Genomic DNA, 20,604 nt, shown 5'->3' on the forward strand with positions numbered 1-20,604 from the left:
CTAACGGCAATGTCAAGCCCTGGACAGCGGGGCGATAGCGAACTCAAACAAAAATCATAGATTTTGCATACGCTAATCCGATTGCCAAACCCGCCGAAATGTGATCCACCGGCGGCTACGCGGTGCTGCCACCGAAGGGTTATCCAGGCTCGGGCGATGTTACCCAGTGGGATCGGGTCCAGGAAATCTTCTGCGCTAGCGGTGAATATGTATGCCACACATGTGCACATGGTGTACGTCCGGATTCGCCGCAGTGGCCCCGCTCGCGCGAGCGGAGACGGCAGAGCCCCCTGTCAGGATTGAACTGACGACCGCTCGCTTACAAGGCGAGTGCTCTACCACTGAGCTAAGGAGGCCGGTGAAGCCGGTCAAGCCTAACCGGTGACTAGTCGGGGTCGACGATTCGTGTGGTGCGCACCGACCGCGCTGACGAGCGCGGACGCCGACCCGGCAGCGGGATGCGGTCGGCGATGGTGCTCAATGGGTTGACCACCATCGTCAGCGAGATGACAGCCTCCTGCAGCGTCGCGATGGCCGGTTCCAGCGCTTCCATCCCGGGCGCGAGCCGGGCCAGGGTGTCGGCCACATCGGCCAGTTGCTCCAGCGGACCGTTCTTGGCGGTCAGCGTGTCGATGAGGCCGCCCTCGGCGAGCAGCTTGTCGGCCAGTCCGTCTTCGGCCAGCACCCGCTCGATCATTCCGTCCGCGCCCATCAGCTGGTCGGCCAGCCCGCCGGGTTGCAGCGCGCGGTGCAGTCCGCCGCCCTCGGCGGTCAGGCGGTCGATCAGCCCACCCTCCGAGGTCAGCAGGTCGACGACGCCGCCGGGTCGCAGCATCCGGTCCATCGGGCCGTTGGGCGCGATGGCGCGGCCCAGCGGCATGTCGTCGTCCAGCAACCGGGCCAGCCGGTTGGCTCGGGCCAGCGCATCGTCGATACCCAGCATGTTGGCCATCGCATTGGGCCCACCGGTGCTGCCGGTCTCGCCCAGCGCTTGCTTGGCAACGCCCACCGCGGCGCCGGCAAGCGTCAGGCTCGCCTCCGCGGCAGCCAGCCCGGCGCGGGCGGGGGCGGTCGCGATTCCCAACACGGCTTTGACGAGGTTCATCCTGCGAGTCTATTCGCGACGCGTGCTGATATCGCTGTGTGGGGGCTACGCGGAAACGCCATCTGCTGGCAGACTGCTAGCAGAGTACGTACAACGACCTCACAGGAATCTTACAATGATCAACCAGCAAGTGCACAGGATCCAGTTCGGGGGCCGTTGGTCATGACGCGAAGTACGAATGGCCCCACCCCGCCGGAGGCGCGCATCCTTGTCGTCGACGACGAAGCCAACATCGTTGAACTGCTCTCGGTAAGCCTGAAATTCCAGGGTTTCGAGGTGCACACCGCATCCAACGGTGCGCAAGCGCTGGACCGGGCGCGCGAAGCCCGCCCGGATGCGGTGATCCTGGACGTGATGATGCCGGGCATGGACGGCTTCGGAGTGCTGCGCAGATTGCGCGCCGACGGCATCGAGGCTCCGGCACTGTTCCTCACCGCCCGAGATTCGTTGCAGGACAAGATCGCCGGGCTGACCCTGGGCGGCGACGACTACGTGACCAAGCCGTTCAGCCTCGAAGAGGTGGTCGCCCGGTTGCGGGTCATCTTGCGCCGCGCCGGCAAGGGCCGCGACGAACCCCGCAATGCCCGGTTGTCCTTCGCCGACATCGAACTCGACGAAGAGACGCACGAAGTGTGGAAGGCCGGTGAGCCGGTGTCGTTGTCTCCCACCGAATTCACCTTGCTGCGGTATTTCGTCATCAATGCAGGCACCGTGCTGAGCAAGCCGAAGATCTTGGATCACGTGTGGCGCTACGACTTTGGCGGTGACGTCAACGTCGTCGAGTCCTATGTGTCCTACCTGCGCCGCAAGATCGACACTGGCGAGAAGCGGCTGTTGCACACCCTGCGGGGGGTCGGCTACGTGCTGCGGGAGCCGCGCTGAGCGTGGCCGGTACCGAGACCGCCAGACGATATCGACGCGCAGTGCCGCTGCGGGTCGGTCTGGTCGCGGCCACCTTGGTGCTCGTGCTCTGCGGTCTGCTGGTGTCGGGTGTGGCGGTGACCTCGATCCTGCGCCACAGCCTGATCAGCCGGATCGACGCGACGCTGATGGATGCGACGCGGACCTGGGCACAGGCACCGTGGAAGCACACCGCGCCGATCGGCGAGGGGCCCGACCCCGCCCGGCCGCCGTCGAAGTTCTACGTGCGGGCGGTGAGCCCCGAGGGCAAGACCATGACAGCGATCAACGACCGCAATGCCGAACCGGCGCTGCCGGCCGACAACGACGTCGGCCCCAATCCGACGACACTGCCATCGGTCAGCGACTCCGGCATCGAGTGGCGGGCGGTCTCGGTGCGCGGACCGCAAGGTGGCCTGACCACGGTGGCCGCGGATCTGTCCGACGTCGACCACACGCTGCGCTCGCTGGTCCTGCTGCAGGCCGGCATCGGGGCCGCGGTGCTGGTGGTGGTCGGCATCGCCGGGTCCGCGGTGGTGCAACGCAGTCTGCGCCCGTTGGGTGAAGTCGAGCAGACCGCCGCGGCGATCGCCGCCGGTCAGTTGGATCGGCGCGTCACCGAACGTGACTCCCGCACCGAGGTGGGCCGACTTTCATTGGCGCTCAACGGAATGCTGGCTCAGATTCAGCAGGCGCTGGCCGCCTCGGAAGCCTCGGCCGAGACGGCTCGCGGTTCCGAGGAGCGGATGCGGCGGTTCATCACCGACGCCAGCCACGAATTGCGGACCCCGTTGACCACGATCCGCGGCTTCGCCGAGTTGTACCGGCAGGGCGCCGCGAGCGACGTCTCGATGCTGCTGTCCCGGATCGAAAGCGAAGCCGGCAGGATGGGCCTGCTGGTCGACGACCTGTTGTTGCTGGCCCGGATGGACGTACAACGTCCGCTGGAGGCCAACCGGGTGGATCTGCTGGCACTGGCCAGCGATGCCGTGCACGACGGGCGTGCGATGGACTCCACGCGCAACATCGCGATGGCGGTGCTCGACGGCCCGGGCACCCCCGAAGTGGTCGGTGACGAACCTCGGTTGCGTCAGGTGCTGAGCAACCTCGTCGCCAACGCCATCCAGCACACGCCCGGCAGCGCCGACATCACCGTGCGGGTCGGCACCGAGGGCGACGACGCCGTCCTGGAGGTTGCCGACAACGGTCCCGGCATGAGCCGCCAGGATGCCGAGCGGGTCTTCGAACGGTTCTATCGCACCGATTCCTCGCGCGCCCGCGCCACCGGCGGCAGCGGGCTCGGGCTGTCGATCGTCGACTCCGTGGTCAAGGCACACGGCGGCAGCGTCACCGTGACCACCGCCCCTGGCCAGGGCTGCTGTTTCCGGGTCTTGCTGCCGCGGGTGAGCGACGTGCCCGCGCCCGTCGGTTAGCGCACGCCGGTTCCGAGAGTCCAATGGCCCTGCGCTGAGGGTGACGACATCTCGTACGACTGCGCCCTGGACGCAGCGTCAGCGCGGACTCAGCCCAGCTTTTCCAGTGCCGCCTTGATCTTGGCCTGCGCCTCGTCCAGGGATTCCTCGGACGGATTGCGGTCGACGTTGGCGAACCCGAAGTCGCTCAGGTTGCGGGCGGGGAACACGTGCACGTGCAGGTGCGGCACCTCCAGCCCGGCAATGATCAACCCGGCGCGTTCCGCCGAAAACGCCTTGGTCACCGCCCTGCCGATCAGCTGGCTCACCGACATCACGTGGCCGAACGCCGCACTGTCCACGCCCTGCCACTGGTCGATTTCCGCGCGCGGCACCACCAGGGTGTGCCCTTGCGTCATCGGCTCGATCGTCAGGAACGCGACGACGTCGTCGTCCTCGTAGACGAAGCGGCCGGGGAGTTCTCGATTGATGATCTTGGTGAAGATCGATGCCATCGCCCAAGCATAGGTGCGAGCCCGCGGGTGGCTGCACCCATTGACGTTCCTGCGCCGAGCCCGCGGGATGCGCCTAACTCCTGACGCCGAATCGTTAACGCACCGTTGCGGTGTCGTTCCCGGCGATCGCCACACTGCGATGTGACCCGATCCCTGGAGGGCACCTTGGCGCGAAGTCCCAAGACGCTGCTGACGATTCCGCTGGCAGTGCTCACCGCTTGCGCTGTGTCCCTGGTCCCCCTGATCACCCCAGCCCGGGCCGCCGACCCGTTTGGTCCGCTGGGGCCGCCCAACCCCTTCATGGCGCCCAACGGCATCGCGTCCATGCACAACGACGCCGGCTCCGCGGATGCGGGACCGCTGCCCGGGCCCGGTGCCCGGCCGGTTCCGATCTTCGCCTTCCCGCTGCTGGCGGCCTGTCCGACGATCACGCAGGGCACCGACGGCCTGGTGCTGGCGTTGTGCACCACCATCACCGCCCAGTCCCCGGTGCTGCATCTGCTCAACCCTGACGGCGTGCTGCCCCAGATCATCCCACTGGCCAGCATGGATATCGCCAAAGGCGGCCTGTTGGGCGGCGTCTATGCCTACGTGGACAACAACAACCAGATGGTGCTGGTCGACGGGACCAACCATCTGCTGCGTATCGCGCACAGCAAAGACGAGCGGGGTCGCTGGCACTTGTCGGTCACCGAGTCCACCGACCTGTCCACCGCGATAGCGCCGGGCGACAGCTCCGTCGGCGTGGTGCCCGACTATCAGGGCAATGTCTGGTTTGCCACCGCCAACGGGGTGGTCGGTGTGGCGAAAGCGGGCGGTGGCGTCGCCAGCATGCAGTTGCCCGCGGGAGAGCAAGTGGCGAACAGCATTTCGGCATCACCGCAGAACCGCGTCGCGGTGGCCACCACCCATGCGCTCTACGAGATCATCCTCGGTGGCGGCGGTACCCCGCAGCAATTGTGGCGGCAGGCCTATGACCGCGGCTCGGCCCGCAAGCCTGGTCAGCTGAGCTGGGGAACAGGTTCCACCCCAACGTATTTCGGGCCCACCGGCGCCGAGTACCTGACCATCGTCGACAACGCCGAACCCCAGGTGCACGCACTGGTCTACCAAGCCGGCAGCGGTGCCCCGATCTGCCAGCAGACGGTGCTGACGCTGGGCGGTCCGGGTAGCGAGAATTCGCCTATCGGCGTGGGCAATTCGATGTTCATCGCCAGCACGTACGGCTATCCCTACCCGCAGGTGCCGGCCAACGCCGGCCCGGCAGTTCCGGCGACGGCGCCGTTCGTCGGCGGCATGACCCGGGTGGACATCGACAGCCCCGGCCCGGGCTGTCACACGGTGTGGGAGAGCAAGGTCCGCAGTGCCGCGTTGCCACACCTGTCTACCGGGGACGGCCTGATCTACACCATCACCCGCGTCGGCCTCGACCAGACCACACCGGCTGACCTGTTCGCGTACTCGGTCATCGACCCCAATACGGGCAATCTCATCTACCAGCAACTGAAGTCGGCCACCATTCTCAGCGACCCGATTCAGACGTCGTCAATGGTGTTGATGGGCAACAAGATCATGCAGGGCAACATCACCGGACTCGGCCGTATCGGCTGAGCCCGCGTCACTCCTGACCGAACGTCATCATCTCCAGGTTCCAGTACCCGCGCATGCTGTCGATCAGCCCCTCGGCGTTGACGCGATAGGTGAACACCCCGCGCACCGAACTGGTCAGGCCGCCCTCGAACTTACTGTCCAACACCAGGATGTGGGCGATCTCGTTGGGCGAACTCGACGGAAACGTCTCTTCGCAGGTGATGGTCAGGTTGTTGGCGGCGATGTTGGTGTCGTAGAACGTCGCGACACCCGCTTTGCCTTTCACCCCGGTGCCGTCGGGGTTCGTGACGGACTTGCCGATCGGGTCCTCGACGACGACGTCCTCGGCCATCAGCGCCAGCCAGCCCTCCCGATCGTGGGCCTGCACGCAACGCCACGACGACTGCGAGGCGGTCAGGGCCGGGGATTGGGCAGTCTGGGTCATCGCACGGTCACCGATCTGCGTCGGTGTACCGGATGACACCGCGAATGTTCTTGCCGTCCAACATGTCCTGGTAACCGTCGTTGATCTGCTCCAGGCGGTACTGAGTGGTGACCATGTCGTCCAGGTTCAGCTTGCCGGCCTTGTACATCGACAGCAGCTGCGGGATGTCGTACTGCGGGTTGCCACCGCCGAAGATGGTGCCCTGCAGGTTCTTCTGCATCAGGGTCAGCATTGCCAGGTTCAGGGTCACGTTGGTGTCCAGCAGGCTGCCGATCGCGGTCGCGACACAGGTGCCGCCCTTGGCGGTGATGTTGAGGTAGTTGTCGATGTCGGCGCCGTGCAGTTCGCCGACGGTGACGATCACCTTGTGTGCCATCAAGCCGTAGGTGACTTCGGCGATGCCCATCAACGCGGCGTTGATGTCGGGGTAGACGTGGGTGGCGCCGAACTTCAGTGCCTGGTCGCGCTTCCACTCCACCGGGTCGATGGCGAAGATGTAGCGGGCTCCGGCGGCCACCGCACCTTGCAGTGCGGCCATGCCGACCCCGCCGACGCCGACGATCGCGGCGTCCTGACCCGGCCGGATGTCGGCGGTGCGGACGGCCGAACCGTAGCCGGTGGTGACGCCGCAACCGACCAGCGCGGCCACCTCGAAGGGCACCGACGGGTCGATCTTCACCACCGAGCTGCGGTGCACCACCATGTACGGCGAGAAGGTGCCCAGCAGCGTCATCGGGAAGACGTTCTGGCCACGGGCCTGGATCCGGAAGGTGCCGTCGGACACCGCGGCGCCGCCCAGCAGCCCGGCGCCCAGGTCACACAGGTTGCGCAGGCCGGCCTGACAGGTCGGACACTGCCCACAGGACGGGATGAACGACAGCACCACGTGGTCGCCGGGGGCGAGGTCCTCGACGCCGGGGCCGACCTCGGTGACGATGCCCGCACCCTCGTGCCCGCCGAGCACCGGGAAGCCCGCCATGGGGATGCCGCCGGTCACCAGGTGGTGGTCGGAGTGGCACATCCCGGCCGCTTCCATCTGGATCTTGACCTCGTCCTTGACGGGGTCGCCGATCTCGATCTCCTCGATGGACCACGGCTGGTTGAATTCCCAGATCAGTGCGCCTTTTGTCTTCACGATGGACCTGACCCCATTTCGCCTTTGAATTGAGTGTGCCTGGCTCCAGGCCCGGCACTAGTGGGTGACGAGTGCCACACGGGCACCCCTGACGGTCAGCATAGCGCGTGCAACAAAACAAATGCTTGGTTGGGTGCCCGCGGCCACCCCTGGCAGGGCTTTCACCAGATCGGGGAGGGCGCCTTGCCCAGCGGGTAGTAACCCGGCAGCTTCTCCCCGGCCAGGCTGCGCTCGATCCGCTTCTGCATGCCAGGTGACAATTTGCCGGCCTTCATCAAATCCAGGTACAACGCCTGCACGTGGCCGAAGTCGAAGAAGTCGCGCTGCCATTCGATCTTGGCGTCGGCGTCGAGCCGGAACCAGCTGCCGCCGATGCCGTAGATCTCCGACGTGGTGCCGTCCGAATCGGTCGCGATCTGCTTCCAGAAACCGACGATCTCGCCCTGCTTGTCGTCGATCAGCACCTTCTGGTATGGGTACTGCCAGTTCTCCAGGCCCTCCATCTCCAGGCCCAGTGCGATGTCGCGGATCTCGTTGACGCCGACGCACATCACGTCTTCTTTGGGTCCGATGTTCCAGCCGTAGGTGGCGTCGTCGGCGTAGAAGTCGGCCAACGGTTTCCAGTCGCCTGCACGCTCGGCCACCCGGTTGGCCTCCAGCCAGCGCTCGACCCAGTCTTCCAGTACCTCGCGGGGATGTGCGGCCATCAGTCTTCCTTCTCTGTGATGAATAGTGCTTGGGTAGGGCACATTTCGACCGCGCGTTCGACTTCGTCGCGGGCGTCTTCCGGGGGTTCGTTGTCCAGGATCTCGACCTTGCCGCGTTTGGGCACCCGGAAGTAGTCCGGCGCCTCGAGTTCGCACATGGCGTGGCCCTGGCACAAGTCCAGATCGACGTCGATCCTGAATGAGCCCATCGGGGTCAGCCCCGGGCGCGCTTGCGGTAGCGGACCCTGGCCGGCCGGGCCAGCTGCACGACCATCTTGGAATGGTCGTTGTGGTAGCTGTCGGCGGGCTGGGCCATCTCGAACTCGTACTCGCGCAACAGAACCGAGAAGATCGCCTTGATCTGCATCTGCGCGAACGCGGCGCCGACGCAGCGATGCCGGCCCGCACCGAAGGGAATCCAGGTCCACCGGTTGGCCATGTCGGCCTGTTCGGGTTTGTTGTAGCGGTCCGGCTTGAAGGCGTCGGGATCGGGAAAGTCCTGCGGGATCCGGTTGGAGATCGCCGGGGACGCGGCGACGAAATCGCCGTCGTGGATCGGAAATCCCTGCACCTCGAACTCGCCCTTGGCGACCCGCATCAAAATGATCAACGGGGGATGCAGGCGCAGGGTCTCCTTGACCACGTTGTCCAGCTTCGGAATCTGGCGCAGCGCATGGAAACTCACTTCCTGGCCGTCGGCGTAGAGTTCCTCGAGCTCGGCCAGCACCTCGGCGTAGACGTCGGCGTGGCGGATCAACTCGATCAGCGTCCAGGCGGAGGTGCCGGAGCTGGTGTGGTGCCCGGCGAACATCAGCGAGATGAACATCCCGGTGACCTCGTCGGCGGAGAACCGCGGATTGCCCTCCTCGTCCTTGATCGACACCAGCACGTCGAGCATGTCGCGGTCGCTCTTGTCCTTGGGCGGGTTGGCCAACCGCTGGTTCATGATCTCCTGCACCAGCGCCACCAGGTCTTTGCGGGCCTGGTCGCGACGTTGGAAGCTCTCGATCGGCAGGTAAGGATCGACGTAGCACAGCGGGTCGGTGCCGCGTTCCAGATCGTGGTAGTACTCGGCGAACCGGTGATCGAGCTGCTCGCGGAACTTCAGGCCGATCAGACACGCCGTCGAGGTGTAGATGGTCAACTCCGCGAAGAAGTCCAGCAGTTCTATTTCACCTTCGTCGCCCCAGTCGGCGATCATCTTCTTGACTTCGCCTTCGATGGTGGCGGCGTGACCCTTCATCTGCTCGCCCCGCAGCGCGGAGTTGTGCAGCATCTCCTTACGCCGCTCGGGGCTGGCGTCGAACACCACCCCCTTGCCGAAGATCGGCGTCATGAACGGGTAGGCCTCGGCCTGGTCCAATTCCTCGTCGGCAGAACGGAAGAAGAACTCGTTGGCCTCCGCGCCGGACAGGAAGATGACGTGCTTGTCGACGAGTTGGAACCAGCCGACGTCACCGCACTCCTCGCGGATGCGCTTCATCAGCCCGATCGGGTCGGTGCGGAATTCTTCCAGGTGGCCGTGTTCCTCTTCACCGCCGGAGACCCGGGGAACCACTGCTGTCGTCATTTCGGCATCCCTTCTTCGCCGAGCGCGAGCTTCTGGCGTTCTGTGGTGGCGGCCAGCGGGGCCTCGGGCTGGAGCTCCATGTTCGCGACGAAGCCACCGCGCGGCGTCTCGGCGACGAAGGTGATCGCCCGCGCCAGATCGGCTGCCCGCAGGAAGTAGTCGTGCCGGGCCTGACCCCATTTGGCCCAGTCCTCCAGGGCGGGGCCGATCTTCTCGGCGGGCAGGCTCCAGCCCATCGACGTCTTCGTCGGGCCGGGGTGCACGATCGAGGCCCGCACCCCGGTGCCCTCGAGTTCCATCTGGAAATTGGTGACCATCGCGACCAACGCGGCCTTCGCCGCCCCGTAGGCGCCCATGTGCGGCCGTTGCCGTAGGGCCACATCAGAGCCGACGAAGATCAGGTCGCCGCGCTGGCGGTCGAGCATGCCGGGCAGCACCGCGGCGGCCAGCCGGTTGGCGCCGACGAGATGAATCTGTAGCTGCGACTCGAACTCGTCGGTAGTGATCTCGGCCAGCTTGCCGAAGTACGTGTCACCCGCACCGGCGACCAGTACCTCGATGTCGCCGAGGGCATCGACCGACTGTGCGACAAAGGTTTTCACCGAATTCGGGTCGGTGACATCCAGGTGGAAGCCGACCGCCTCACCACCCGCGGCGTTGATCTTGCCGACGATGTCGTTCAGTTTGTCTACCCTGCGCGCTCCCAGGGCGACCGGAAAGCCGTGCGCCGCAAGTTCGATCGCGGTAGCTTCTCCGATGCCGGAGGAGGCGCCGGCGACGATCGCAGGTCGACGGGTGGGTAGCGGATCGAAGCGGGGCATCAGGCGACCTCCACGGACATCGGCAGCTGCGCGAAGCCGCGGACATTGCTGGAGTGCACGCGGACGGAGTTGGCTTCGTCGACTTCGTATCCGCGGATTCGCTTGAACAGTTCGGTGAGCGCAACGCGGGCTTCCATCCGGGCCAGATGCGCGCCCAGGCAGAAGTGCGCGCCACTGCCGAAACTCAGTAGCTTGGAGCCGATCTCGCGTCCGATCAGGTAATCGTCGGGGTTGTCGAAGACCCGCTCGTCGCGGTGCCCCGAGCCGGGCAGCAGCAGCAGCACGTCGTTCTCCGGAATGGTCGTGTCGTAGAGGGTGAGCGGGCCGGATACGACGCGGGCCAGGATCTGGCTGGAGGTGTCATAGCGCAGGGTTTCCTCGACCCACAGCGGTATCCGGGACAGGTCGGCGTACACCGGGGTCAGCTGGTCGGGATTGCGGTGACCCCAGAACGCGGCGTTGGCAAGCAGTTTGGTGGTGGTCTCGTTGCCGGCGATCACCATCAGGAACATGAAACCGAGGACTTCCTCGTCGGTGAGCCGGTCGCCGTCGATCTCGGCTTGCAGCAGCGCCGAGGTGAGGTCGTCGGTGAGCTTCTTGCGACGCTCGGCGATCATCTCCTGGTAGTAGACGATGAGGTTGATCGAGGCCTCGATCGCCGATGCCGGAACGTCGTTCACGCCGTCCTCGCGGTGCATCACACCGTCGGCCATGGCGCGGATGCGGTCGCGGTCGGGCTCGGGCACACCCATCAGCTCCGAGATCACGTCCATCGGCAGTTTGCCGGCGAATTCGGCGACGTAGTCGACGGTGCCGCGATCGGCCTTGTCCAGCATCACGTCGAGATGCTGCCCGGCCAGCTCGGTGACCCGTGGTTCGAGTTCGCGAATCCGGCGCGGCGTGAAGCCTTTCGAGACCAGCGTGCGCAACCGCAGGTGCGCGGGATCGTCCATCGCGAGGAACGACATCGTCTTGGACGCATGTGGGCCGCGGGAAATCGGGTCGAGTGCCACGCCGTCGCGATTGGACAGGGTGGTGCTGTTGCGGAATCCCTGATGCACGTCGCTGTGCCGCGATAAGGCCCAGAAGCCGAGTTCCTCATTGTGGTAGAGCGGCGCCTCGTCACGCAGTCGCCGGTAGTAGGGGTACGGATCTTCGTGGAAGTCGTAGTCGTAGGGATCCAGGATCAGTTCGGGGTCGTTGACACCAACAGTCATGCCTTACCGCTTTCGGGAGTACCTGGGCTGGTTGATCGTTCGGCGCCGGTGAGGATCAGGTTCACCACGCCGCCCAACCGGTCGGCGATCTCGTGATAGGTGAACTCCCCGCTGCCGGCCTGCACCAGAGCGCCGAAGAATGCCATCTGCAGCGCGGCCACGGTGTCGGCCTCGGCGCCCGGCCCGATCGCCGAGGCGATCCGCCGGTGGATCTCCGCACCGATTCGGTCGCGGGCGGCGCGCACCGCGCCATCCGCATTTCCGCCGAGTAGGGCCGCCGTGCACGCAGCCCCGACTTCGGGCTCGTCGGCGACCACCAACGCTAGATGGCGCAGTGCCTTATCGACGCGGGTGCGCATGGGTTCGTTGACATCGGTGAAGTAGGGGACCTGGCGCACCAGATCGAGATAGACCTCGGCGATCAGGTGGTTCTTCGACGAGAAGTAGGTGTAGGCCGTGGCCGGGGCCACCTTGGCCCGGGCCGCCACCATGCGCACGGTCAGGTCGGCGTAGGAGTTCTCCCGCATGGTCGCCATCCCGGCGGCCAGCACCTTGCGGAACGTCTCTTCCTGGCGCCGGTTCCGCGGCATTCTCCCGGCCGTTTGCTGGGCCGGGCCGGGTGCCGACACCAGTGCATCGCTGGACACATGTCCAAACTAGTGGATGGGCGTGGCCGGAAGCAAGCCCCGACAATAAACCGGCACGTCAGCGCCGGTTGTCCGGGGCTATCCGGCTGACCTGCGGGATCGGCTCTTGCACCGGTAGGGAGTCGGGAGTTATGGTTCCTGGCAGAGTTATCGGACAGCTGTCCATTCAACTGAGTTTCGGGAGACTATCGATGGCCCTGTTGGCCGACGGCGCAAGCGCACTATTCATCGACGGCAAGGCGTGTGACGGCGGCGCAGGCACTTTTCCGACCGTCAACCCGGCCACCGAGGAGGTGTTGGGCGTCGCGGCCGATGCCGATGCGCAGGACATGGGCCGCGCGATCGAAGCCGCGCGCCGGGCGTTCGATGACACCGACTGGTCGCGCAACACCGAACTGCGCGTGCGCTGCATCCGGCAGCTGCGCGAAGCGATGCAGCAGCACGTCGAAGAACTGCGGGAGTTGACGATTTCCGAGGTCGGCGCGCCGCGCATGCTCACCTCCATGGCGCAACTCGAGGGACCGGTCAACGACCTGGCGTTCGCCGCAGACACCGCCGAATCCTATGAGTGGAACCAGGATCTCGGCCAGGCCGCCCCGATGGGCATTCCCACCCGGCGCACGATCGCTCGTGAGGCGGTCGGCGTCGTCGGCGCCATCACGCCCTGGAACTTCCCGCACCAGATCAACCTCGCCAAGCTGGGTCCCGCCCTGGCCGCGGGCAACACCGTCATCCTCAAGCCCGCACCCGATACGCCGTGGTGCGCGGCCGTGCTGGGCGAACTCATCGCCGAGCACACCGATTTTCCGCCCGGCGTGGTCAACATCGTCACCTCCAGCGACCACAGCGTCGGGGCCATGCTCGCCAAAGACTCACGGGTGGACATGATTTCGTTCACCGGGTCCACCGCCACCGGCCGCAGTGTGATGAGCGACGGCGCGGCGACCATCAAGAAGGTGTTCCTGGAGCTGGGTGGTAAATCCGCGTTCGTGGTACTCGACGATGCCGACCTGGGCACAGCCGCCGGGGTGGCGGGTTTCTCGGTGTGCATGCACGCCGGGCAGGGTTGTGCCATCACCACCCGGTTGGTGGTGCCCCGGGCCCGGTATGACGAGGCGGTCGCCATCGCCGCCGCCACCATGAGCGGTATCCGGGCCGGCGACCCGGCGAACCCGAAAACGATTTGCGGACCGTTGATTTCGGCGCGCCAGCGGGACCGGGTGCAGGGTTACCTCGACTCCGCGGTCGCCGAAGGGGGTACGTTCGCCTGCGGGGGCGGCCGTCCGGAGGGACGGGATGTCGGATTCTTCATCGCACCGACCGTCATCGCCGGCCTGGACAACAATGCCCGCGTCTCACGGGAGGAGATCTTCGGGCCGGTGCTCACCGTGATCGCGCACGACGGGGACGACGACGCCGTCCGCATCGCCAACGATTCCCCATATGGCCTGTCCGGCACCGTGTATGGAGCCGACCCGGACCGAGCCGCGGGCGTGGCGTCGCGGATCAGGGCCGGCACCATCAACGTCAACGGCGGCGTCTGGTACTCCGCCGATGCGCCGTTCGGCGGGTACAAGCAGTCCGGGAACGGCCGCGAGATGGGCCTGGCCGGATTCGAGGAATACCTCGAAACCAAACTCATTGCAACAGCCGCGAATTGACAGGAGACCCGGGTGGGACAGTTCGAGAACAAGGTTGCGATCGTCACCGGGTCCGGTGGCGGCATCGGGCAGGCATACGCCGAGGCGCTGGCTCGGGAGGGCGCGGCCGTGGTGGTGGCCGATATCAACGCCGAGGCCGCCGCGGGGGTGGCCAAGCAGATCACCGCCGACGGCGGCACGGCCATCAGCATTCCGGTCGACGTGTCGGATCCCGCTTCCGCCAAGGCGATGGCCGACCGCACACTGGCCGAGTTGGGTGGCATCGACTATCTGGTCAACAATGCGGCGATCTTCGGCGGCATGAAGCTCGACTTCCTGCTCACGGTCGACCCCGAGTACTACAAGAGGTTCATGAGCGTGAACCTCGATGGCGCGCTGTGGTGCACGCGCGCGGTGTACAAGAAGATGGCGAAGCGCGGCGGTGGGGCGATCGTGAACCAGTCGTCCACCGCGGCGTACCTGTATGCGAACTTCTACGGTCTGGCCAAGGTCGGTATCAACGGTCTGACGCAACAACTTTCGCGGGAACTGGGCGGACAGAACATCCGGATCAACGCGATCGCACCCGGCCCCATCGACACCGAGGCGAACCGCACCACCACGCCCAAGGAGATCGTCGACGACATCGTCAAGGGACTTCCGTTGTCGCGCATGGGTACGCCGGACGACCTGGTCGGCATGTGTCTGTTCCTGCTCAGCGACCAGGCTTCCTGGATCACCGGCCAGATCTTCAATGTCGACGGCGGACAGATCTTCCGGCCATGAGCGAGCACGTGAAACTCGGCTACATCGGGCTGGGCAATCAGGGTGCGCCGATGGCCCAGCGGTATCTCGAATGGCCCGGCGGACTCACGGTTTTCGACGTACGCGACGAGGCGATGGTCCCGTTCGTCGAAGGCGGCGCCACCGCGGCCACCAGTGTCGCCGAAGTTGCCGACGCCGACATCATCAGCGTCACCGTGCTCAACGACGAGCAGGTCCGTGACGTCATCACCGGCGACGGCGGATTGGCTTCGCGGGCAAAGCCCGGCACCATCATCGCGATTCATTCCACCATCGGTCACACCACGGCCGCCGAACTGGCACGCGAGCTCGAACCGCGGGGAATTCACATCGTCGACGCCCCGGTCAGCGGGGGCGCGGCAGCGGCAGCCAAGGGCGAGCTGGCCGTCATGGTGGGTGCTGAGGACGAGACGTTCCAGCGCGTCAAGGAACCGTTCTCCCGGTGGGCTTCGGTGGTGGTGCACGCCGGGAAGCCGGGTGCGGGTACGGCCATGAAGTTGGCACGCAACATGCTGACCTTCGTCGGCTACGCCGCGGTCGGCGAGGCGCAGCGGCTGGCCGACGAGGCCGGCATCGACCTGATGGCGCTCGGCAACGTGGTGCGGCACAGCGACGCCCTCACCGGCGGCGCCGGCGCCATCATGTATCGCAGCGATGCCAAAGACCTTGCGCCCGACCATTTCCTCTACCAGCCGTTCCAGCACACCGTGGGGTTGGGCGAGAAGGACCTGGGTTTGGTGCTGGAACTGGGCAACGCTCTCTCGGTCGACATGCCTATCGCACGGTTGGCGCGCGAGTTGCTGGCGGCCAACTTGGGGGTTCCGCACATAGAGAAAGAGTCGTGATGGACGAACAGCGCCGTAAGGGCCTGGAGAAGATGAACGAGGTCTACGGCTGGGAGATGCCCGACATCGAGGGCGACCCCTATTTCGACCTGACCGTCGACCACCTGTTCGGCTCGATCTGGACCAGGCCGGGTCTGTCGATGCGCGACAAGCGCATCATGACGCTCACGGCGGTCACCGCGGTGGGCAGCCGCGACCTGGCCGAGATCCAGATCAACGCCGCGCTGCTCAACGAGGAACTCACCGAGACCGAACTCAAAGAGATGGCAGTCTTTCTCACCCACTACCTGGGCTTTCCGCTGGGTTCGGCGCTCAATGGGGCAGTCGACACGGTGGTGCGGCGACGCAAGAAGGCAGCGGCCAAGGGCGCCGGGGAGGACAAGAAGGCCAACGTCGAGGGAGCGCTGAAGATGCACTCCGGCGGCGAGCGCGACTGACCCCGCCGAGCAGACACACAATCGCACCGGACACGGCCACTTTGTGCGATTCTCCGTCTGCTCGCGGGCAGGCTAGTGTGACGTGTCGTGCGCATCCTGGTGATCGGTTCCGGTGCCCGTGAACACGCCCTACTGCTGGCGCTCAGCAGAGACCCGCAAGTCACCGGCTTGTTCGTCGCGCCCGGCAACGCCGGCACCGCCCGGCTGGCCGAGCAGCACGACGTCGACATCACCTCCGGTGACGACGTCATCGCGCTGGCCCGCAAGGTGGCGGCCGACCTGGTGGTCATCGGTCCCGAGGTGCCGCTGGTGCTCGGCGTGGCCGATGCTGTACGCGCCGCCGGCATCACCTGCTTCGGGCCCAGCAAGGGCGCAGCCCTGATCGAGGGCTCCAAAGCGTTTGCCAAGGACGTGATGGCAGCGGCCGGAGTGCGCACCGCCGCCAGCGAAATCGTCGACAACCCGGCACATTTGGACGCAGCGCTGGACCGGTTCGGCCCTCCGGCGGGCGACCCCGCCTGGGTGGTCAAGGACGATTCCCTGGCAGCCGGCAAGGGGGTGGTGGTGACGCCGGACCGCACCGCCGCCCGCGCGCACGCCGCCGGTCTGCTGGAGGCCGGGCACCCGGTGTTGCTCGAGTCCTTCCTGGACGGTCCCGAGGTGTCGTTGTTCTGCGTGGTCGACGGCGCGACCGTGGTGCCGCTGTTGCCGGCGCAGGATTTCAAGCGGGTCGGTGACGGGGACACCGGCCCCAATACCGGCGGCATGGGCGCTTATTCGCCGCTGGCCTGGCTGCCCGACGGCATCTACCGCGAGATCGTCCATCAGATCGTCGAACCCGTTGCGGCCGAAATGGTTCGGCGTGGCAGCCCGTTCACCGGGCTGCTCTATGCCGGCCTGGCGATCACCTCCAACGGCCCGGCGGTCGTCGAATTCAACTGCCGCTTCGGCGATCCGGAGACCCAGGCGGTGCTGGCATTGCTGGAATCCCCGCTCGGACAGCTGCTGTACGCCGCGGGCAGTGGCAAGCTGGCCGATTTCGGCGAGTTGCGGTGGCGCGACGGTGCGGCCGTGACGGTGGTGCTGGCCGCCGAGAACTATCCGGGGCGCCCGCGGGTCGGTGACGTCGTCGTCGGCTCGGAAGCCGACGGTGTGCTGCACGCCGGAACCGCGCGACGCGCCGACGGGACGATCGTCTCCTCCGGCGGCCGGGTGCTCTCGGTGGTGGGGACCGGCGCCGATCTCGCCGAAGCCCGTACCCACGCGTACCGGATCCTCGGCTCAGTCAAGTTGCCCGGCAGTCATTTTCGGACCGACATCGGCCAGCGAGCGGCCGAGGGAAAGATCAACGTCTGAGCCGTCCTAGCGCTGGTACTGCGGGCAGTACACGGTGATCGCGGCGTTGACGCCGGCAGCGGCTTGCGAAGGGGTGATTCCCTCGTTGCTGTTCACTGTCGCGTTGGCGGCCTCACCGGGGCTGACGCCGTTCTGCAGCACCGTGCACAGGTTGCGGCCACTGGCGACCGCGACTGACGGGTCGGTGACGGTGACGCCCGGGATCCCCGATACGAGATCGAGGTAGGTCTGGTCGGGGCCGGGGGGCGGTTGCTGCGGGGCGGGTGCCGCAACTGGTTGCGGGGCCGGCGCCGGTGCTTTGGACGCAGGCGCAGGTGCGGGCGAAGCCGGCGGCCGTGGCGCGGCCGCGGGTACCTGCGCAACCGGCGGTCGCGGCGGCGCGGCGGGTGTGCTCGGCGCTGCGGCGGGGGCGGGCGACGGCGGTGCCGCAGGCGACGGGAGTGCCGCAGGCGCAGCCCCATTCGGTACCGGAGCCGCTGATGGTGGTGCAGCCGGAGCTGCTTGCGGCAGTCCCTGCACCGGTGCGGCCGGTGGCGCATCCTTCGCCGCGGTGGTGGGAGCGGTGCCCGGGTAGCCGCTGGCACCCACGGCGGTCAGCCCGATCACCGCGAATGCCGCCGCCACCGCCGCCCATCGGCGTCGCGACTGGTCGGTCGGTGCGGCGGCAGACGACGCCGCAGTGCTCTTGGCCGGCCGGATCGCCAGCGGTCGGGGCATGGTCGACGCCGCGGTGCCCGGGTGCCTTCTGGTGCGCGCGGCCCGCGCGAACGCCTCGGCGAACTCCGAGCACCGGGCGAATCGATCGGCCGGGTCCTTCGCGAGAGCCACCGCGAGCACCGGGTCGAACACCCTGAGCATCGGGTGGGTCTCCGCCAGTTTCGGAGGTGGCGAGCTCAGGTGGCGGCTGATCACCACGGCGGGATTGGTGTGCGGGAACAGCGGCGACCCGGTCAGCAAATGGTAGACGGTGGCCGCCAGAGCGTACTGGTCGGCGCGTCCGTCGATGGGTTCGTCCGTCAACTGCTCGGGTGCGGCATAGGGGAAGGTGCCGATGGTCATGTTGGTCGCGGTCAGGCCGCTGGTATCGCCGACGGTACGGGCAATTCCGAAGTCGCTCAACAGGGTTCGCTGATCGCCGCTGTCGGGTTTGGCCAACAGGATGTTGGCCGGGCTGACATCACGGTGCATCACGTCGTGGTGTTCATGGGCGTAGTCGAGGGCGCGGGCGATGGCTTCCAGGATCGGCAACACCTGATCTGCCGGCATGCCGACCGGGTAGTGGTCCCGTACCAGGGTCGCGGCGTCGGTGCCGTCGACGAAATCCATGGCGAGCCACAGTTGGCCCTCGCATTCGCCGCGGTCGTTGACGCGCACGATGTTCGGATGCCACAGGCCGGCCGCCAGGTCGGCTTCCCTGATGAACCGCTGTCGGTAGTCGTCGTCCGCGGAAACAGCACTACCCAAGATCTTGAGCGCCTCGAGTCGCGGCAACCGAGGATGCTGGGCGAGGTAAACCTCTCCCATTCCACCGGCGCCCAGGAACCGGACAATCGTATAGCCAGCAAACTCGGTGCCGTCGGCCAATCCGCTGCCGGGGACCATGTCAGCCATCCCAACCATGGAACAGTCTCCTGCGATAGACATGGGCCAGCCTCGTTGCTGGCCTGCGAGTAGTGTATGGCCTTCATTTTAGATTTACTACCGAGCCACTCCCAGTTCACCTTTTGTTCACCTATGAATTCAACCAGAGGCCAGCTGCCGCCGCAGTATGCGGCAAAGGTACCGTCAGAACGCCGCGGCCTGCCCGTCCCGCCGCGGATCGCTGACCGCGAGATAACCGTCGTCCAGCCGCCAGATCGCCTGACAACTGCCGAACGAGTTGTAGTCGTCCACCGCGAGCAGGTCGTGTCCGCGCCGGCGCAGCTCGTCGAGCGTCGAGGACGCGAACCCCCGCTCGCAGCTGACCTGTAGTCCCTGCACCCAACGGAACCGGGGGCCGTCACAGGCCGCCTGCGGGTTCTGTCCATAGTCGGCGATACGGACCAACACCTGCACGTGACCCTGCGGTTGCATCGGTCCGCCCATCACCCCGAAACTCAGCACCGGTGCGCCGTCCTTGGTGACGAAGCCCGGGATGATCGTGTGGTAGGGACGCTTGCGGGGGCCGACACAGTTCGGATGTCCTTGCATTGCAACGAAATCGAACCCGCGGTTCTGCAACGCTATCCCGGTGCCCGGTACCACCACTCCGGAGCCGAAGCCCATGTAGTTGGACTGGATCATCGAGACCATCATTCCGGATGCGTCCGCGGCAGTCAGATACACCGTGCCGCCGCGGGGCGTCCCGGCGCCGGCCGGCTGGGCGCGGTTCGGATCGATCAAGGCCGCGCGCGCCTGCAGGTAGTTGCGGTCCAGGAGTTGGTCCGGGCGCACCCCCATGTGGTCGACGTCGGCGATGTACGCCAGCGCATCCGCGAACGCGAGTTTGAGCGCTTCGATCTGCAGGTGCACGCTATCCGCGGAATCGACTGGCAGGCTGGACATGTCGAAGTGCTCGAGGATGCCCAGTGCGATGAGCGCGACGATGCCCTGGCCGTTAGGGGGTATCTCGTGGACGGTGTAGCCGCGGTAGTGGCCGCTGATGGTGCCGACCCAGTCGGCTTGGTGCGCGGCCAGGTCGCCGGCCAGCATCGCTCCGCCATGGGCCCTGGAGTGCGCCTCCAATTGCTCCGCCAGTTCGCCGCGGTAGAAAGCCTCGCCGTGGGTCGCGGCGATATGCTCCAGCGTGGCCGCGTGATCGGGGAAGCTGAACAATTCCCCGGGCCGTGGTGCGCGTCCGTCGGGCATGAAGGCGTCGGCGAAGCCGGGTTGCAGTGCGAACAGTGGCACCTGGGCAGCCCACTGCGCCGCGACAGTTGGCGAGACCGGAAAACCGTTGCGGCCGTATCCGATAGCTGGTGCGAAGAGCCGCTCGAAGGGCAGCTTGCCGAACCTGGCGTGCAGTTCGGCCCAGGCGGACACTGCCCCGGGTACCGTCACCGCGTTCCAGCCCAGCGCTGGAACTGGTTGTCCGGCAAAGTATTCCGGTGTCCAGGCGGCTGGGGAGCGACCCGACGCGTTGAGTCCGTGCAGTTCTTTGCCGTCCCACACGATGGCGAACGCGTCGGATCCGATGCCGTTGGACACCGGTTCGACGATCGTGAGCGTGACGGCGGCGGCGATCGCCGCGTCGACGGCATTGCCGCCGTCGGCAAGCATTCGCAGCCCGGCCTGAGCGGCCAGCGGTTGCGACGTGCACACCGCGTTGGCGGCCAGGATCGGCATGCGTGGCCAGGCATACGGGAAATCCCACCCGAACGGCGCGTTCACGATCGCGAGCGTAGCGCCGCCGAGCGTAGCGCCGCCGAGCGTAGCGCCGCCGAGCGTCACGCTGGCGTGGCATTCACCGCCGAGTGTCA

At 66.6% G+C, this 20,604-nt stretch carries 20 protein-coding genes and 1 tRNA gene; 8 read left to right on the forward strand and 13 right to left on the reverse strand.

Going from position 1 to position 20,604, the window contains the following annotated elements; all coding sequences use genetic code 11:
• Positions 1-284: 284 nt before the first annotated feature.
• Together ACZYZ9_RS22065 and ACZYZ9_RS22070 are read right to left on the reverse strand one after the other, a co-directional pair.
• Positions 285-356: transfer RNA gene (locus ACZYZ9_RS22065), tRNA-Thr, on the reverse strand.
• A 29-nt stretch (positions 357-385) separates the two neighbouring features.
• The gene (locus tag ACZYZ9_RS22070) at positions 386-1,105 is read right to left on the reverse strand and encodes a hypothetical protein (RefSeq protein WP_463828411.1); all 720 of its coding nucleotides are present in this window, start codon (positions 1,103-1,105) and stop codon (positions 386-388) included.
• Between the two features lie 162 nt (positions 1,106-1,267).
• On the opposite strand from ACZYZ9_RS22070, the gene ACZYZ9_RS22075 reads away from it, so the two are divergent.
• Positions 1,268-1,987 carry a response regulator transcription factor gene (locus tag ACZYZ9_RS22075; RefSeq protein WP_463828412.1) on the forward strand — a complete coding sequence of 240 codons (720 nt, stop codon included), beginning with the start codon at positions 1,268-1,270 and terminating at the stop codon, positions 1,985-1,987.
• Between the two features lie 2 nt (positions 1,988-1,989).
• On the forward strand, positions 1,990-3,438 hold the full coding sequence (locus ACZYZ9_RS22080) for a sensor histidine kinase (protein WP_463828413.1): 1,449 nt from the start codon (positions 1,990-1,992) through the stop codon (positions 3,436-3,438).
• 89 nt (positions 3,439-3,527) lie between these two features.
• Here ACZYZ9_RS22080 and ACZYZ9_RS22085 read toward each other — a convergent pair whose 3' ends face one another.
• Positions 3,528-3,932 carry an HIT family protein gene (locus tag ACZYZ9_RS22085; RefSeq protein WP_463828414.1) on the reverse strand — a complete coding sequence of 135 codons (405 nt, stop codon included), beginning with the start codon at positions 3,930-3,932 and terminating at the stop codon, positions 3,528-3,530.
• 141 nt (positions 3,933-4,073) lie between these two features.
• Between ACZYZ9_RS22085 and ACZYZ9_RS22090 the strand changes: the two genes are divergently transcribed.
• On the forward strand, positions 4,074-5,543 hold the full coding sequence (locus tag ACZYZ9_RS22090) for a hypothetical protein (RefSeq protein ID WP_463828415.1): 1,470 nt from the start codon (positions 4,074-4,076) through the stop codon (positions 5,541-5,543).
• A gap of 7 nt (positions 5,544-5,550) precedes the next feature.
• Here the strand turns inward: ACZYZ9_RS22090 and ACZYZ9_RS22095 are convergent, their stop codons facing one another.
• The 8 genes from ACZYZ9_RS22095 to ACZYZ9_RS22130 all read right to left on the reverse strand — a co-directional run bounded on the left by ACZYZ9_RS22095 (position 5,551) and on the right by ACZYZ9_RS22130 (position 12,064).
• A complete protein-coding gene (locus tag ACZYZ9_RS22095; protein WP_463828416.1) occupies positions 5,551-5,967 on the reverse strand; it encodes a ketosteroid isomerase family protein in 417 nt (138 codons plus the stop codon).
• 7 nt (positions 5,968-5,974) lie between these two features.
• Positions 5,975-7,102: an NDMA-dependent alcohol dehydrogenase gene (locus ACZYZ9_RS22100; RefSeq protein WP_463828417.1), complete on the reverse strand. Its 1,128-nt coding sequence runs from the start codon at positions 7,100-7,102 to the stop codon at positions 5,975-5,977.
• Positions 7,103-7,263: 161 nt separating this feature from the next.
• Complete coding sequence (locus tag ACZYZ9_RS22105; protein ID WP_463828418.1) at positions 7,264-7,809, reverse strand: Cif family virulence factor; 546 nt, start codon at positions 7,807-7,809, stop codon at positions 7,264-7,266.
• A complete protein-coding gene (locus ACZYZ9_RS22110) occupies positions 7,809-8,018 on the reverse strand; it encodes a ferredoxin (RefSeq protein ID WP_463828419.1) in 210 nt (69 codons plus the stop codon). The genes ACZYZ9_RS22105 and ACZYZ9_RS22110 overlap by 1 nt, the downstream gene beginning before the upstream one ends.
• Positions 8,019-8,023: 5 nt before the next feature.
• Complete coding sequence (locus tag ACZYZ9_RS22115) at positions 8,024-9,379, reverse strand: cytochrome P450 (RefSeq protein WP_463828420.1); 1,356 nt, start codon at positions 9,377-9,379, stop codon at positions 8,024-8,026.
• The gene (locus ACZYZ9_RS22120; protein ID WP_463828421.1) at positions 9,376-10,200 is read right to left on the reverse strand and encodes an SDR family oxidoreductase; all 825 of its coding nucleotides are present in this window, start codon (positions 10,198-10,200) and stop codon (positions 9,376-9,378) included. The genes ACZYZ9_RS22115 and ACZYZ9_RS22120 overlap by 4 nt, the downstream gene beginning before the upstream one ends.
• On the reverse strand, positions 10,200-11,417 hold the full coding sequence (locus tag ACZYZ9_RS22125; protein ID WP_463828422.1) for a cytochrome P450: 1,218 nt from the start codon (positions 11,415-11,417) through the stop codon (positions 10,200-10,202). The genes ACZYZ9_RS22120 and ACZYZ9_RS22125 overlap by 1 nt, the downstream gene beginning before the upstream one ends.
• Positions 11,414-12,064, reverse strand: coding sequence for a TetR/AcrR family transcriptional regulator (locus tag ACZYZ9_RS22130; RefSeq protein WP_463828423.1), 651 nt, complete (start codon positions 12,062-12,064; stop codon positions 11,414-11,416). The genes ACZYZ9_RS22125 and ACZYZ9_RS22130 overlap by 4 nt, the downstream gene beginning before the upstream one ends.
• 191 nt (positions 12,065-12,255) lie before the next feature.
• Here ACZYZ9_RS22130 and ACZYZ9_RS22135 point away from each other — a divergent pair, with 191 nt between their 5' ends.
• The 5 genes from ACZYZ9_RS22135 (at position 12,256) to purD (ending at position 17,146) form a co-directional block, all read left to right on the forward strand.
• Positions 12,256-13,725, forward strand: coding sequence for an aldehyde dehydrogenase (locus ACZYZ9_RS22135; RefSeq protein WP_463828424.1), 1,470 nt, complete (start codon positions 12,256-12,258; stop codon positions 13,723-13,725).
• Between the two features lie 12 nt (positions 13,726-13,737).
• Positions 13,738-14,490: an SDR family oxidoreductase gene (locus tag ACZYZ9_RS22140; RefSeq protein WP_463828425.1), complete on the forward strand. Its 753-nt coding sequence runs from the start codon at positions 13,738-13,740 to the stop codon at positions 14,488-14,490.
• The gene (locus tag ACZYZ9_RS22145; protein ID WP_463828426.1) at positions 14,487-15,353 is read left to right on the forward strand and encodes an NAD(P)-dependent oxidoreductase; all 867 of its coding nucleotides are present in this window, start codon (positions 14,487-14,489) and stop codon (positions 15,351-15,353) included. The genes ACZYZ9_RS22140 and ACZYZ9_RS22145 overlap by 4 nt, the downstream gene beginning before the upstream one ends.
• Positions 15,353-15,790, forward strand: a complete 438-nt coding sequence (locus ACZYZ9_RS22150) for a carboxymuconolactone decarboxylase family protein (RefSeq protein WP_463828427.1) — start codon at positions 15,353-15,355, stop codon at positions 15,788-15,790. Before ACZYZ9_RS22145 ends, ACZYZ9_RS22150 begins: the two co-directional genes overlap by 1 nt.
• An 87-nt stretch (positions 15,791-15,877) precedes the next feature.
• Positions 15,878-17,146: a phosphoribosylamine--glycine ligase gene (purD, locus tag ACZYZ9_RS22155; RefSeq protein WP_463828428.1), complete on the forward strand. Its 1,269-nt coding sequence runs from the start codon at positions 15,878-15,880 to the stop codon at positions 17,144-17,146.
• A 6-nt stretch (positions 17,147-17,152) separates the two neighbouring features.
• Here the strand turns inward: purD and ACZYZ9_RS22160 are convergent, their stop codons facing one another.
• Positions 17,153-18,757 carry a serine/threonine-protein kinase gene (locus ACZYZ9_RS22160; protein WP_463828429.1) on the reverse strand — a complete coding sequence of 535 codons (1,605 nt, stop codon included), beginning with the start codon at positions 18,755-18,757 and terminating at the stop codon, positions 17,153-17,155.
• Positions 18,758-18,931: 174 nt separating this feature from the next.
• Positions 18,932-20,515: a gamma-glutamyltransferase family protein gene (locus ACZYZ9_RS22165; protein WP_463828505.1), complete on the reverse strand. Its 1,584-nt coding sequence runs from the start codon at positions 20,513-20,515 to the stop codon at positions 18,932-18,934.
• Positions 20,516-20,604: the final 89 nt, after the last annotated feature.

Source organism: Mycobacterium sp. IDUB_28 (assembly GCF_055419285.1).